Here is a 14,770-nt window from a genome sequence, read left to right as displayed (position 1 = left end):
AAATTTACTAATAATATTTTACCATAAAAACAAAATTATCGATGTATATACACCGATAATTTTTGCTATCGTATTAGAATATTACGAAGTACCCCCTATGATAAAAACTATTTTGTATCAATTAATAATTCTTTTGGTTTCTTTCTTAAAATATTTGAAGAAGAGATTACCAATGCAATTGCAAGTACAATTGACATGAACAATACTACATAAAGAAGGGCTTTTGGATTAATGCTAACATCTAAACTTGTTAATGTCTTATTAAATCCGTCAACTTCAGCTCCGCCTCCTAATTTAGTTGATGCTGACTGTCTTGCGATTTGTTTTGCAATACTTCCTGTAACTTTTTGTAAAATACTGTTTCCAAGCATTTTTCCTGTATAACCTGCCAAGAAATATGAACCTATGAATGCCGGGATTGCAACGAAAAGTAATTCAATGGCAAATTGTCCAAATATCTTAGTTTTAGAAATTCCTATTGATAACAATACTGCAATTTCTTTCTTTCTGGCATTCATCCACAAGAATAATAGTAATGTAACTACTAAACCTGCAAATATTAGAGAACCTGCAAATAATTGATTTGCAATTGAATATATTCCTGAAATTGATTTTTGTAATGCAGGGAAGTTTGAAGAACTCTTAATTAAATTATAAGATCTCCAGTTAATATCCAATTTTTTAAGATCTTTTATTACTTGATCTAAATTTCTATTACCTTTTACAAAGAATGTTGCATCTTGGTATGTTGCTGTATCTTCAGTATTTCCATAAACTTTGGCAGCTGTATGAACATCTGTAATTAAAGTATTTTCATAAAGTTCTTGATTATAAGTTACAGCGCTTTTTCCATGTCCATCAAAAAGACCTTTAATTTCTACTTCTACAGTTTCATTTGCTCTCTTTTCATTATCTGCATCATATAAATTGGATTTTAATTTAATCTTATCTCCAACTTTTAAATTATTTTTTGCAGCTAAATCTTTATGCATTAAAATTTTATTTTTATCTTCGCTATTTAAATGTTCCCCTTCAACTAATTTATATGCTCCGGAAACAAATTTTGTTTCTTTTTGAGAACTGTTTACACCTGTTAACATAACTGCTCTTTTGAAGTTTTTAGCTCTTTCTGCAGATTCGTTTTGACCAGCACCCGGCGCTTGAACTATATCTAAATTATCGTCAAGATTGGCAACACTGTTGATTCTTTTAACAAAATTATCCACATGTCCTGAATCAACAATTTTCTTGATGTCTTGACCTCTTACATTACCACCACCTCTGGCAGTACCTTGATTTACTCTTCTATTTATTTCCATTGTAAAACTGTTTGTAATATTTCCAAAAGTTTCTTCTGATGCCTTATTTGTAGCATCTTTTATAGATAAACTTATCAAGCTAAGTGCTGACATTGATAAGATAATTAATAATATAATTAATGATTTTAAACTCTTTCTGGTTACGTACGCAAAAGCATTTTTAAACATTGCTTACCTCCTAATTACTTTTTGTTACTTCTTTTAATCTTTTATTATTAAGCTCAAGTATCGTATCAGCTGCACTTGCAACTTCTTTACTATGAGTTACTACTATTACACATTTATTTCTCTCTTTTGCAAGTTTTTTCAATACTTCTATTATTTCTCCTGCAGTAGTTTCATCCAAGTTACCTGTAGGTTCGTCTGCCAAAATAACCGGTGCTTCTGATACTAAAGCTCTTGCAATAGCAACTCTTTGTTGTTGTCCACCTGATAGTTTCATTACATTTCTTCTAACTTGAGTTCTATCAAGTCCCAATTCAAGCAAGATATCTTCAGATGCTTTACTATTTACCAATCTGATATTTTCTAATGGTGATAGATAATCTATAAGATTGTAGTTTTGGAATACTAAAGATATATTGTTCTTTCTGTGATTACTATAACCTGCTTTTTCTATATTTTCGTTATTGAACAAAATTTCTCCGCTGTTCGGTTTATCTAAACCTGCTAAAAGTGAAAGCAAAGTTGACTTTCCTGTTCCTGATTTACCGATAATCGCATAAAATTTTCCAAGTTCAAATCCTTGATTTATTAATGATAAAACTTTTTCTTTTGAATTCGCATAACTATATGTTACATTTTTAATTTCTAATGTGTTCATTTATTTCCTCCTAGCTAATTTGTGATAATATTTCTTTTGGTTTCTTAATTAAAATCAATCCTGATGCAAAAACTACTGATAAAACAATAATTAGCAATAAAACTCCATAACTTTGTGCAAAAGTTATTAAACTGTTCATATTATATCCATTACTTACGAAATTGGATGTAATTGATGTAGTATCATCGGAACTAATCAGTCCTCCGATAATTTGATTTACTACCAAATTTCCAAATATCAAAGATACCAGAATTGCCGGAATTGATATAAATATTAATTCCATAATAAATTGACCTATAATTTTTAATTTACTTACACCTATGGACAATAATATTCCGATTTCATAAATTCTTTCTCTTAACCATAATATCAATATCAATGAAAGAACTACAGAACCACCAATCATAATTGCAAAAGTCATTATTCTTATAATATGCTTAACTCCGCTTAATGACTCTAAAGCTTCTTTAAATGAGTTTGAATCCTTATCAACAGTATAAGTTTTTTCCCAATCTACATTAAGCTTTTTAACTTTATTTATTGCCTCGTCCATCTTTTCAGGAGTGCTTGTAAAAAATGTCATCTTATTTACAAGTTCTTTGTTTCCTTCAGCATTTAAAGCCTTTTGTGCTGAATCATAATCCGTAAACATCATATTTTCACTCAAATCTGAAGATAATCCTGTTTGTGTCTCCTGTTTCTTTCCTGAAAAAATTCCAACAATTTCAAATTCAGTTTGCTTGTTGCTTTTATCATTTTTATTTGGATCTACAAATTCTAAACTAATTTTATCTCCTAATTTTAATTTGTTCTTTTCAGCAAACTCCTCATGAACTAAAATCTTATTTTTATCATTTTTTTCAATATTTCTTCCCTCTTTTATTGTAAAAACTCCACTACTAAACAAAACATTTCTTTTTACATTGCTTGTAGCTTGAATTGATACAATATTTTTTAAGTAACTTGGAATATCATCTCTTGTGATTTGTTGCCCGCTGTCAACTGCATTGGTATTTGACAATCTTGCCAAGCCTTCATATTGAGTAATTATCTCTTCAATTTCCTTTATATCATTTATACCTTTTAACTCATTTCTATCAAAATATCCCTGACTGTCCTTTCTGGCTATGGATGAAGATGAATTTGAAGACTTATACAAAGACTTCTCCAAACTAGCTCCTGATTTCAAAATATTTAGACAAGCGTATAAACATGAAAGAACTACTGTCAAAATAATAAAAACTATCAGAGTTCTATTCTTTTTCTTAAAACATATGCTATCGCATTTTTTACCACTGTCCTATTCAGCTCCCCTCTCTCAAATTTATTTTAATTTCAAAGTATTTTCTTTACAGTAGCTATTTTAAACCAGATTTATGAAATATTTATGAAATGAAAATGAAATATTTATGAAATGAAAAATTTTTGATGCCTTTTATATTTTTTAAAATATTTCTTTTGAAATTTGAAGATTATTTTCTTTTAACGTTAAGCTCCTAAACGAAGATTCTTCTTCATACGTCATTTCGACCGAAACGAAGCATAGCTGAGTGTAGTGGAGAAATCTTATAACTTAGATTATTTACTTGTAAATAATCTATAGTAGGTCTGACGCATATTGTCCAAATCTTTAATTTGGGTACAATCGACTGTGGAAATCTCACATTTTTGTTGCAAACAAAAATGAATGTATCGGAGATACATAAAAAATAAAATTTTCTTAACTTTAATTACAATACAATCTACTAAAAATATTTCATTCACAATTACAGGGATTTATGAGATCTCTCGATTGCGTTACACTTCACTCGAGATGACGTGTTGGGGGATTCACTTTGCTTGTTGCTATGACGTGCATTGTTTATTTTTTAAATATTATTTACACAAAAAAGAATACTCTTAAAAAGAATATTCTTTAATAAAACTTTTATTTATTATTCCATAATTTTCTTTAGTATTTCTCCAATATCTCCGTCAATACAAATGCTTCTGTCTTTTATTTGTTCAGGGTAAAATGCTTCTTTATAATTAATACAGGCATAAATTGAATTTTTATTTTCCATAGTCATTTGCCAAAAAGGATATTTTATTATTACAGGAGTATTATTTCCAACACCCAACTCTAAAAAGAGTATATGTTTATCTTTATACTTTTCAAGGAAATTATAATATTCTTTCGATGCTTTATACCAACCTTCATCTTCGACAAAGGAAGTATCAGCACGAAGATTCATTGTAACATCGGAGTCATCATCAGGACATTTTGGAATCATATCTGTAGGAATTTTCATTGATATTTCCATATTTTCAGGTATATCAAAAACGCCCTCTTCATTTTTCTTAAATCCTTGAACTTCTATCGCTCTCATAACCCATTCTTCATTATCATAGGTCTTTTGATTTTGTGAATTCACGCTTTGAAATAATCCATAATCACCTTGAGTATAGAAAAGACGTTTTTTATCAAATCCCGCTCTTTGAAATTGATGATCTACATTTGTCGTTATAACAAAATATTCTTTATCCTTTATAATGGAAAACAAATCTCTGTAAACCGGTTTTGGTGGTTCGATATATCTATTAAAATATATATGTCTTGCCCACCAAGCCCAAAGTGTTTCTCTATCCGGAAAAGGGTAAAATCCACCTGAATACATATCAGTTATACCGAATTTTTTTGAAAAATCAAAGAAATATTTTTCGAATCTCTCACCACTATAAGTCAAACCTGCTGAAGTTGAAAGCCCCGCTCCAGCACCTATTACAATCGCATCTGCATTTTCTATTTCTTTTTTAAAAATTCAATCTTTTCCTTATTTAACTCACTTTCAGAAGTTATATTTTTCCCAGCAGTCTTTAATCCCTTAAGTCCCATTTCAATATTTTCTCTATATCCATCTGTTTTATTATAATTTTCTTTCATATTTTACCTACAAATCTATAATTCTTTTATATTCTCTTATATCAGGCTCTTTTCTATCTATGCACCATTCTTTTATAACTTTTATAAGTTCAGATTTATCTTCTATAAATGTTTGATATACCCCGCCGTTTTTTTCTATTTCAAAAATATAAGAATCTATTTCATTTGAAATTTTCTTACTAAATAATGATGAAAAAAATCCCTTATTTTTATAACAAGGAGTACATTGTATAAAATTACCTTGTTTTCCATCAGTTTCATACCAAATGGTAATGAATGTTAGTCCTCCATTTTCATTTACTCGGTCAATATCATTAAATTTTTCAATAAAGTTTTCAATATTTTCCCAATCACATTCGAAGTCGTCCGTGCTTTCTGTTCTACATTTTAATATGTCAATCCCTTTACAAAAAATTGCATCATTGCTTTGAAGATTATAAATTCCTACACCATATTCATCTGCAATACTTTTTACAAATTCCAATGCATCATCTTCAACATTGTATGAGAATGCACAATATACTCCATTCTTTCCTAAGCTATAATCAGTCAAATGATTTTCTGAATCCTCTGTTGCATAGGCAATCTCATCAGGCAAAGCATACTTCCCACTTATTGGTGGAAATTTTTCAAACATCTTTTTAGCCCAACAGGATATTACATCAGAACAGCCATCCAAAGATTCATAATCTTTATTTTCTTTATATTCTGTGAACTCCTCCTGATATGCAAATACATCCAAAGAAGTTTTTATTTCTTCTCTTTTTTCAAAGACAAATAAATCAAAACTCATAATTATCTCCTTTTTAAAATAGTATAATCATTAATATTATATCATTTTTTCATAATATTTTTTATCTTCATCTTTGAAAACATTAAAAATGATCCTATCCATAGCTAAAGGGTGTTCTAAAACCCACTTTTTAGTTGTATCAATTGCAATCTCTGCTGCTCTTTCCTTTGGAAATCTAAATTCACCTGTTGATATACAACAAAATGCTACACTTTTTAGTCCATTTTCCAAACACATATCCAAAGTTTTTTCGTAACAGTCAGCTAATTCTTTTTCAAGCTCTTTAGTAAGCTCTCCATAAACAATTGGACCAACTATATGAATTACTTTTTTTGAAGGTAGATTATAGGCACCTGTAAGCATCGGAACAGCAGTAGGCTGTTCATAATCTTGACCATATTTTTTCTTAAGTTCCTGCATTTTTTCGTTACATTCTGCCCTTAGTTGAATTCCTGCAAAAGTATGTATTTGATTATCAATACATAGATGCATTGGAACCCAACATCCAAGCATTATTGAATTCGCCGCATTAACTATAGCATCAACCTTAAGTCTTGTAATATCTCCTTGCCAAATAGAAAAATATCTTTTACAACAGGAATATCCTTAATCTCTACTATTCTCTTTTCTTCTGCGCAAAGTTTTAAATATTCATCTTGAACTTCTAAAACTTTATCATCCATTTTTCTTGGTATACGGATATTCATAAGAGAACGTAAAACTACCTTTTTTTGAGTTTCATCTTCAGGAATTTCCATATTTTTATAGTTATCCGAATCAGCTATAAATGCTTTTACTAAAAAATCCAACATTTGTTCTTTGTTTCTATTCATATAATCACCCTCTTTTTACTATATTACCCAAATGAAATATTTATAATTCTATTTTTACATCCTAAACTAGATATATGAAATATTTTTGTAAATTTAATAGTTAAGGGGCTTTAGAAAATCCACAGATTCATTGTTTCAAATAATACAATAACTCCGTCAGACCTACTTTTGTTTACTAGCATAGAGCCTTAGGAGATTTCTCCACTACACTCAGCTATGCTTCGTTTCGGTCGAAATGACGTATAAAGAAGAATGCTTTGTTTAGTTGATAGACATTAAAAGAAAATAAACTTCAAATTAAAAAAATATTTTAAAAATATAAAAGGTATCAAAAAAATTATTGAAAATTTTATATATAAAAATAAAACAATTCACGTCATAGTATGTTGCATATGAAAGTCCCCCAACACGTCATTTTGAGCGAAGCCGAGAAATCTCATAGTTTTACTTGTTTACAAGTAAAACTAAATGTATCGTAGATACATACAATATAAAATTTTATTAACTTTAATTACAATACAAACTACTAAAAACATTTCTTTCACAATTGCGGGGCTTTAGGAGATCTCCAGAGTCATTGTATCAAATGATACAACGACCCCGTCAGACCTACTTTTGTTTACAAGTAAACAAAGTTAGGGCTAGATTGACTCCGTTACACTACGCTCAAGATGACGTGTTGGAGACATTACTTTAATAGTTACTATGACGTGCAACATTTTACTTCTTATAAATTTTTAAACAATTGAAGTTTATTTACTTTTAACGTCAGAGTACTAAACGAAAATTATTATCTTATACGTCATTTCGACCGAAACGAAGCATAGCTGAGTGTAGTGGAGAAATCTCATAACTTAGATTATTTACTTGTATTTTATCTATTGTAGGTCTGACACAAAGATTGTTCAAATCTTTAATTTGACTACAATCGACTGCAAAAAATCTCACACTTTTGTTGCAAACAAAAGTGAATGTATCGTAGATACATACACAAAAATATAATAACTTTACTTCTTATTTCAACAAAAAAGAATACTCTAAAAAAGAATATTCTTTCATAAAATCTATCGAATTATTTATTTTTTATTACAAATCAAAAATACTTAGTTGTTTTGATATTTCTTTTTCTTCAAATGTATTTAAATAGCTAAAAATTTTATTATAATCATGCATAATTTTTTCGTTTTCACAGAAGTCTCGAAAAATTTTCATTAATCTATAATTATTTTTACTGTTAATAACATAAGAATTACCAAACTCTCTAATATATTTATCTTTAAGATATGGGAAGTGTTTATCCAGTTTAGAATAAAAGTATTCCCTATTTCCCTCTCGCAAGGTAAGTCCCATTCCAAAGCAGAGAATTCCTTTTACTTTCGCCTCTTTGCAATAATTCAAAATACCTCTAATATTTTCTTCTGTATCATTAATATATGGTAAAATCGGAGTCATCCATACTACCGTAGGTATTCCTGCTTCTCTTAATTTAATCAAGGTTTCAACTCTTTCCTTTGTAGTAGAAACATTTGGTTCAATTATCCTACATAATCTTTCATCATAGGTTGTGAGTGTCATTTGAACAACACATTTTGTCTTGGAGTTAATCTCTTTTAACAAATCCAAATCCCTGATTATATTTGATGACTTTGTAATGAGTGTAAGTCCAAAACCATATTTATTTATTATTTCTATTGCTTGTCTTGTATAATTCAGTTTTAATTCCTCATTAATGTAGGGGTCAGTCATTGACCCCATACCAATCATACATTTTTTTCTTTTTCTTTTAAGTCTATCTTCCAAAAGCTCTATTGAATTTTCTTTTACTTCAATATCTTCAAAACTATGATTCATCTGATAACATTTACTTCTTGAATCGCAATAAATACAACCATGTGTGCAACCACGAAATAAATTCATTCCGTTTTTTGAAGATAATATTCCCTTTACTTTTACAAAATGCATATTAATCCCTTTTCTATTTAGAATTAATTTTTACAATTCTTTTGATGTGCTTTAAGTTTCTTAATCGCCCAATCATAATGACTTGAAGTGGCACTTACAAAATATGAACCTAATGTACTCCCTCCAACCCATTTAAAAACATTTTTAGAAAACAATTCCTCATTTGAAAACTTTTCAGCTAAAACTAAAACATCCTTATGAGATTTATTAAGCATTTTCTTTGCCTCTTCTAAAGGTGTATTTTGATGTTTTTTCCAAAATTCTACATTCATATCTCCATAAGTTTTCCAATTATAAGGCTTTGGTATAAATGGCTTTTCTTCGCCATTTTGATTGGAATTTACCCAATTTAAAATTAACATATGCCATTCATAAAGATGAATTAAAATATCCCTTAAATTCTTATCTCTTTTCCAATGTGCCTCTTTCTTTTTTACATCAGCCGAAAAGTCAAAAGGAGTATTCAGCTCTTTTTCTGACAATTTAGAAATCAATTCATTTAACTTTCCATAATTTTCTTTTGCACTAATAAGCAAATCTTCTTTAGTAGTTGGTCTAGCCATAATAAGCCTCCTTATTTCACATTGTATCTTAATATTGTTTTAAGTTTATCTTCTGCAGTTCGATTTTTATTATTTAAGTATATTTCTGTATGAAGTTTTTCACTTCTCTCTAAATTCATTTCATTTGCAAAATTATCCAATTTTTCAAAGGACTCAATCTCTGTATCAAAACTACCAATATGCAAAATCTGAATTGCCTTTTTACTTTCAATACAATCAAAACTTACTTCATCATATAATTCGTTTGGCTTTTTCTTTTTCACTTTTTCAAAAGCTAACTCAAAAATTTCCTTTGTAATAAAATAAGGTTGTTTAATCATAATTGTATATTTTAGTTTGCTCTTATCAAATTCTTCATCATCTGATTTCTCCCAAATCCCCTCAAGTGGGAATACAGCAAAATCAGAGTATTCGTTTTTCTTGTCATTCATATTTTTAAATAACATCTTTATTCCATATGCAAGAGAGTACAAAGCAGAAACCCTATTGGAAAAGTCGCTCTCATTTGGATTACCCTCTCCCTTAATCATAATATAATATGCACTTGGAATTTCAATTAACTGTGGTTTTTGTTTAACACCATATAAATTTTTTTCGTTTTTCTTCCATTCGTATTTCATAACAAACCTCCTTTGTATCTTATATATTAATTATACAAAAGATTACCTGACACCTCTTGTCATATTATATATTCTAGACATTTTATTTATCATATCTCTAATATTATTTATAATTTCTATCGGCTCTAAAACTTCTACGGATTCTCCAAAAGAAAAAATATAATTATAAAGATTATAATCATTTGGTAGCTCTATTTCTGCATATAAATTACCTTCTTCATCTTCTTTAATATCTCCCATTTCATCATAAACTCTAAAAGCTACTTTTCTGTCAAATTTTAACTTAACATGGACAGTATCCTTATACTCCATTTTTTTTATTAGAACAACATCTTCATAACTATCTTCAAAATTTTCATCAAGAATTTTTAAATCCCTAATCCTTGATAATTTAAAATATCGAAATTCGTTTCGAAGTAAACAAAAGGTATAAACATACCAATCCCAACCCTTAAATAAGAGTCTAATCGGCTTTACTTCTCTACTTGTCTCTTTTTCATTGCTTGAAAAATATGTAAATCTAATAATATTTTTATTTATAATTGCTGATTTTATATCATTAAACAATTCGTCATATTCATTACCTCTTTTCCAATTTGTAAAATCAACTTCAATCCAATTTGTATTTTTAATTTTGAAAAAGGCAGACAATTTTGTTAAAAGCTCATTTTCATATTGTTTATTTATTCCCTCTAAACCTTTTAATGCAACTAAAATCTGTTCCTGCTCTTTTTCAGAAAGCAAAGATTTTTTTAATACAAAATCATCTGCTATCTCTATTCCTCCACCTTTTCCCTGTGTGGCATAAATCGGGATTCCAGCAGAGCTAATCACATCAATATCTCGATATATTGTCCTCACTGATACTTCAAATTTTTCAGAAAGTTCATTTGCTGTAACTTTTCCCTTTTCCAAAACATAATATAATATTCTAAATAATCTACTATCTCTCATTTCTTAACATCACCTATGTCTATTATATCACAACCTGACATTTTTTGTCATATTATAAAATTTCAAAGACAAAAAAACAGTAAACTTTTTTGGTTTACTGTCCCTGTATTAGTTATATTTAGTTATTGTTGTGACAACCGGGATTTAGGAATTTCTTATGTTCTTTACATTCCAATTCATCAAATGTCTTCCCAAATGTCTGTATAAAAAAGTCTTGATGCCTGATAACTCCTGATGATGATTTTTCAATAATTCATCCGGAGAATCATATACTCCAAAATCCTTAGTTATTCCCTCGCTTTGTATATATGTGTTGTTTCTGTCAAAATCAATTATTGGATGCTGAAAATCCTTTACCGCAACACCATATCCACAAAAAAATCCTGTGCAGTTTGCAAATCGTTTCTGCAACTTGTATAAATATTTTTTATCCAGTATAAAAGCCTCCAGTTCATACCATTTATCTTCAAAATACACTTCAACCCAACTGTGAAATATATTCTTTGGTGCATTTTTATAAACAAATCCACTCATTGCACCTTTTTGTAGTTGTTTATCTATGGTAAACCCATGAATTCTGCAAGGAATTTTGCAGGCACGAAGCAATGCCATAAAAAGAGTTCCTTTTGTATTGCATTGACCATATCCATCCTTAAGAACTTTAGAAGCAGGAATATTGTCATCCACATTGTATCCAAATACTATATCATCTCTTACGAAATTATAAATAGCTTTAATACAATCAAACTTATTTTTTTCTTTCCAACATTTCATCTCTATTAATTTTTGAATACTCGGATTTGAAAAATCCAGCATTTTAGTTTCTTTCAAGTATTGATTCATTTTAGTTTCCTTCTCAAACTTTTTGTTTTATCTCATTTTTGTCTTATATTATACCAGTTTTAAGCTATGTTTCTATATCGGCTTTATGACACTTGTAGTTTCATATAAAGTTAAAAAAACACATCGACAAATTCCTTTTAAATTTCTCTTATCATTTCTTTAGGAAAAAGATCAAAAAGTTTTTCCATAAATAATTCTAAGTCTTCTATATCATTACTTTTTACAATAATTTTGCTATTGTCTTTAAATTTAAATATATACCCAAAGTATTTACCATTTACAAAAAATGAATTAATAAGCATTGGCTCTATCTCATTTATTTCAGAAAAATATAACTTCTCTTCCTTATTATTTCTTTTAAATACAATGCCATTTTCAAAAAGAACAATTTCAGTCCATAGGTCAAATTCTGTCGGCAAAATAAATTTTCTACTACTTTTTGCTACAAATAGCTCTTTTCCAAGTGCTTCTGTATATAAATTATTATTTTTAAAAGTTAGACTTTTTAAATTATATTTTTTCTTTTTGGCGGATTAAACATTAAATATAAAAATACTAATCCAAGTAAAATTAATATCCCTAAAATAATAAACTTGTCCATAACTTCTCCATTAATTTAATTTCAAATGAATAACCTTTGTCCTATTCCACTTATCAGAAAAATACATAAATAATTTAGTTATTAATTTTGCATTTGAACAGATTTTCAATGCTTTTTCGTAGAAACCTTGAACTTCAATTAATTTTGTTCCGGTAATATCTGCAAATTCTTTTACATTGTCAATACTAAAATACATTTGTGCATTTGCATTACCGGTTTTCTTAACATATTTATTTGCAATTTTAAGTCCTTTTGTGTTAGTCGCATCAAAGACCAACTCTCCTTTAGGAAAAAAAGATTTCATTTTTTTAATCATTTCTACAATTTTTCTTTATAAAAATATTGATAAACTCCAGAAACTGCAATCATAGTTGGCAATTCGGTATCTATTTCTTTTATCCATTCAAGAGTAAACATATCCCCTGAAATTAGCTTTTCATTTTCCGCATTACCAAGCACTTTTTTTCTAATTTCTATAACATCAGGCAAATCCACTTGATAAAAATTAGCTGTTTTATTATTAATACGATTATAGGCAGTTTCAAGCCCGGCACCTAAAAACACAACATTACAATTTTCATTTTCTTCAAGAAACTTTATTATCTTTTTATCTATTACATCTTGTCTGCATACACTTGCCATATGAAAATACTCACTGGCATTCTTTTCTATAAGATTTGCAGGAATATATGCTTTTAATGACAAGGCTTTTTCATCATAGAAAAATTCCGGAAATTTTTCAGATATACATATTCTTGCAACAAGAGGAATATATAAAGTATCTTCTACACCATTAAGTAAATTTTCCACACTCATACCTCCTTCTTAACTCTTATCCTTTATTATATTTTACTACAATTTGATATTATCTTTCAAGTATAACTGAAGAATATCACTTATAGTAAAAATATTAGCAAGGATTTGATTCGGAAAGCGATATAATTGATTTTTTATACAAAAAAGGAGAACATCTCAAAAGATGTCCTCCGATTAACAACAATCAATATTGTATTTTTTATCTCTTGTTATTTAAAAGTTTTTGAAATCTTATAATTCTTCTTTTCTCTTTCTTCTAAATACTGAGAATAATGCTGTTCCTGATAATCCCAATAATACTGTGTATAGTGCTGAATTACTTCCTGCTCCTGTCTTTGGTATTCTTGGTTTTGGTGTTCTTACATTTGTTACTACAAATCCTTCTTTTGCATTTCCTGTAATTACACTCTTATATCCATTTCCTACCGCTTTTTCCTTAACTGTATATTCTATTTTCTTTCCGTCTTTATATTCGTCAAGGTCTGTGAAACTTCCTGTCCAGTTATTTTCTTTTGTTAATACAACTTTCTTTCCTGTTTCTTTTCCGTCAGCCAGTAATTCTATTGTTACACTATCAGGTCTCTTCTTATCTTGATCATTATTATCTTTCCAAGCCTTTGTTACTTGTACTGATGTCTTTCCCGGTGTGTATGAGTTCTTAACATTATGTCCTTCTACTTCTGTTGTATAACCTTCTACCTTTTCTTCTACGATTGTGTAGTTGATTAATTCTCCATTTTCATATTTGTCAAGATTTTCAAATCTCCATTTCCAGCCATCTTTTTCAGTAACTTTCTTTGTAGCTACTTTTGTTCCGTTCTTTAATAGATTTACTGTTATTTCTGTTGGTCTCTTTCCGTCTTGGTTATTTGCATCGTCCCAAGTCTTACTTCCTTCTACAAATGTCTTTTCAGGTTCTCTTGTATTTGTTACTGTAAAGTTATTTTCTCCTGTTTTTGTTACTACACTTGTATATCCGTTTCCAACATTTTCTTCTCTTACAGTATATTCTATTTTCTTTCCGTCTTTGTATTCATCAAGGTCTGTGAAACTTCCTGTCCAGTTATTATCTTTTGTTAAAGTTACTGTCTTATCTGTTTCTACTCCATCAGCTATCAATCTAACTGTTACTATTCCAGGTCTTACTCCGTCTTGGTTATTATTATCTTTCCAAGCCTTTGTTACTTGTACTGATGTCTTTCCCGGTGTATGTGTATTTACAACATCGTTTCCTTTTACTTCTGTTGTATATTCTTCAACCTTTTCTTCAGTTATTGTATAGTTGATTAATTGTCCGGCTTCAAATTTATCAAGATTTTCAAATTTCCATTTCCAACCGTCTTTTTCTGTTACTGTCTTTGTTTCTACTACAGTTCCGTTCTTTAACAGATTAATCTTAATTTCTTTTGGTCTCTTTCCGTCTTGGTTATTATTGTCTTTCCAAGTCTTACTTCCTTCTACTTCTGTCTTTTCAGGTTCTCTTGTGTTTGTTACTGTAAAGCCGTCTTTAGCACTTCCTGTAATTACACTTGTATAGTCATTTCCTACAGCTTCTTCTTTTACAGTATATTCTATTTTCTTTCCGGCTTTGTATTCATCAAGATCTGTGAAACTTCCTGTCCAGTTATTTGCTTCTGTTAAAGTAAGAGTTTTATCTGTTGGTTGTCCGTCAGCTAATAATCTAACTGTTACACTTGCAGGTCTTACTCCGTCTTGGTTA

Annotated in this window: 17 protein-coding genes; all 17 read right to left on the bottom strand. The window is 29.0% G+C overall.

The features are described from left to right. Positions 1–107: 107 nt before the first annotated feature. Positions 108–1,487 (bottom strand): ABC transporter permease, encoded by a 1,380-nt coding sequence (locus HMPREF9127_RS00110; RefSeq protein ID WP_009447543.1) that lies wholly within the window; start codon positions 1,485–1,487, stop codon positions 108–110. Positions 1,488–1,497: 10 nt separating this feature from the next. Beyond that, positions 1,498–2,142 carry an ABC transporter ATP-binding protein gene (locus HMPREF9127_RS00105; RefSeq protein WP_009447539.1) on the bottom strand — a complete coding sequence of 215 codons (645 nt, stop codon included), beginning with the start codon at positions 2,140–2,142 and terminating at the stop codon, positions 1,498–1,500. Positions 2,143–2,152: 10 nt separating this feature from the next. Continuing rightward, complete coding sequence (locus HMPREF9127_RS00100; RefSeq protein WP_482197880.1) at positions 2,153–3,313, bottom strand: ABC transporter permease; 1,161 nt, start codon at positions 3,311–3,313, stop codon at positions 2,153–2,155. 763 nt (positions 3,314–4,076) lie between these two features. Continuing rightward, a complete protein-coding gene (locus HMPREF9127_RS00095) occupies positions 4,077–4,868 on the bottom strand; it encodes an SIR2 family NAD-dependent protein deacylase (RefSeq protein ID WP_009447541.1) in 792 nt (263 codons plus the stop codon). 56 nt (positions 4,869–4,924) lie between these two features. After that, positions 4,925–5,065 (bottom strand): hypothetical protein, encoded by a 141-nt coding sequence (locus HMPREF9127_RS08545; RefSeq protein ID WP_009447540.1) that lies wholly within the window; start codon positions 5,063–5,065, stop codon positions 4,925–4,927. A gap of 7 nt (positions 5,066–5,072) precedes the next feature. After that, entirely contained in the window at positions 5,073–5,858 is a 786-nt protein-coding gene (locus HMPREF9127_RS00090) for a hypothetical protein (protein WP_009447547.1), read from the bottom strand. Between the two features lie 36 nt (positions 5,859–5,894). Next, positions 5,895–6,371: a macro domain-containing protein gene (locus HMPREF9127_RS08540; protein ID WP_009447538.1), complete on the bottom strand. Its 477-nt coding sequence runs from the start codon at positions 6,369–6,371 to the stop codon at positions 5,895–5,897. Between the two features lie 20 nt (positions 6,372–6,391). Then, on the bottom strand, positions 6,392–6,691 hold the full coding sequence (locus tag HMPREF9127_RS08535) for a macro domain-containing protein (protein WP_009447550.1): 300 nt from the start codon (positions 6,689–6,691) through the stop codon (positions 6,392–6,394). 1,086 nt (positions 6,692–7,777) lie between these two features. Continuing rightward, positions 7,778–8,653, bottom strand: a complete 876-nt coding sequence (locus HMPREF9127_RS00080; protein WP_009447532.1) for an SPL family radical SAM protein — start codon at positions 8,651–8,653, stop codon at positions 7,778–7,780. Positions 8,654–8,676: 23 nt separating this feature from the next. After that, positions 8,677–9,216 (bottom strand): ClbS/DfsB family four-helix bundle protein, encoded by a 540-nt coding sequence (locus HMPREF9127_RS00075; protein ID WP_009447521.1) that lies wholly within the window; start codon positions 9,214–9,216, stop codon positions 8,677–8,679. A gap of 11 nt (positions 9,217–9,227) precedes the next feature. Further along, a complete protein-coding gene (locus HMPREF9127_RS00070; protein ID WP_009447554.1) occupies positions 9,228–9,836 on the bottom strand; it encodes a GyrI-like domain-containing protein in 609 nt (202 codons plus the stop codon). A gap of 42 nt (positions 9,837–9,878) precedes the next feature. After that, positions 9,879–10,790: a helix-turn-helix transcriptional regulator gene (locus HMPREF9127_RS00065; RefSeq protein ID WP_009447558.1), complete on the bottom strand. Its 912-nt coding sequence runs from the start codon at positions 10,788–10,790 to the stop codon at positions 9,879–9,881. Between the two features lie 144 nt (positions 10,791–10,934). After that, positions 10,935–11,633: a transglutaminase-like domain-containing protein gene (locus HMPREF9127_RS00060; protein ID WP_009447561.1), complete on the bottom strand. Its 699-nt coding sequence runs from the start codon at positions 11,631–11,633 to the stop codon at positions 10,935–10,937. Positions 11,634–11,770: 137 nt separating this feature from the next. Then, positions 11,771–12,052: a hypothetical protein gene (locus HMPREF9127_RS08530; RefSeq protein WP_009447555.1), complete on the bottom strand. Its 282-nt coding sequence runs from the start codon at positions 12,050–12,052 to the stop codon at positions 11,771–11,773. A 192-nt stretch (positions 12,053–12,244) separates the two neighbouring features. After that, complete coding sequence (locus tag HMPREF9127_RS08525) at positions 12,245–12,550, bottom strand: hypothetical protein (RefSeq protein WP_255261643.1); 306 nt, start codon at positions 12,548–12,550, stop codon at positions 12,245–12,247. Positions 12,551–12,552: 2 nt separating this feature from the next. Beyond that, entirely contained in the window at positions 12,553–13,044 is a 492-nt protein-coding gene (locus HMPREF9127_RS08520) for a class I SAM-dependent methyltransferase (RefSeq protein ID WP_009447522.1), read from the bottom strand. 237 nt (positions 13,045–13,281) lie between these two features. Then, on the bottom strand, positions 13,282–14,770 hold a 1,489-nt coding region (locus HMPREF9127_RS00045; protein ID WP_039849331.1), incomplete at its 5' end, for a Cna B-type domain-containing protein.

This window comes from Parvimonas sp. oral taxon 393 str. F0440, from assembly GCA_000223315.2.
In the GTDB taxonomy this organism is placed as follows: Bacteria; Bacillota; Clostridia; order Tissierellales; family Peptoniphilaceae; genus Parvimonas.
Note: the sequence above shows the minus strand (reverse complement) of the source record. Positions and strands in the feature narration are given on the sequence as shown.

Bases quoted from the DNA above. Each gene is read 5' to 3' on its own strand.
- HMPREF9127_RS00110 (WP_009447543.1), bottom strand. From the start codon at position 1,487: ATGTTTAAAAATGCTTTTGCGTACGTAACCAGAAAGAGTTTAAAATCA.
- HMPREF9127_RS00105 (WP_009447539.1), bottom strand. From the start codon at position 2,142: ATGAACACATTAGAAATTAAAAATGTAACATATAGTTATGCGAATTCA.
- HMPREF9127_RS08545 (WP_009447540.1), bottom strand. From the start codon at position 5,065: ATGAAAGAAAATTATAATAAAACAGATGGATATAGAGAAAATATTGAA.
- HMPREF9127_RS00090 (WP_009447547.1), bottom strand. From the start codon at position 5,858: ATGAGTTTTGATTTATTTGTCTTTGAAAAAAGAGAAGAAATAAAAACT.
- HMPREF9127_RS08540 (WP_009447538.1), bottom strand. From the start codon at position 6,371: ATGCTTGGATGTTGGGTTCCAATGCATCTATGTATTGATAATCAAATA.
- HMPREF9127_RS08535 (WP_009447550.1), bottom strand. From the start codon at position 6,691: ATGAATAGAAACAAAGAACAAATGTTGGATTTTTTAGTAAAAGCATTT.
- HMPREF9127_RS00080 (WP_009447532.1), bottom strand. From the start codon at position 8,653: ATGCATTTTGTAAAAGTAAAGGGAATATTATCTTCAAAAAACGGAATG.
- HMPREF9127_RS00075 (WP_009447521.1), bottom strand. From the start codon at position 9,216: ATGGCTAGACCAACTACTAAAGAAGATTTGCTTATTAGTGCAAAAGAA.
- HMPREF9127_RS00070 (WP_009447554.1), bottom strand. From the start codon at position 9,836: ATGAAATACGAATGGAAGAAAAACGAAAAAAATTTATATGGTGTTAAA.
- HMPREF9127_RS00065 (WP_009447558.1), bottom strand. From the start codon at position 10,790: ATGAGAGATAGTAGATTATTTAGAATATTATATTATGTTTTGGAAAAG.
- HMPREF9127_RS00060 (WP_009447561.1), bottom strand. From the start codon at position 11,633: ATGAATCAATACTTGAAAGAAACTAAAATGCTGGATTTTTCAAATCCG.
- HMPREF9127_RS08525 (WP_255261643.1), bottom strand. From the start codon at position 12,550: ATGATTAAAAAAATGAAATCTTTTTTTCCTAAAGGAGAGTTGGTCTTT.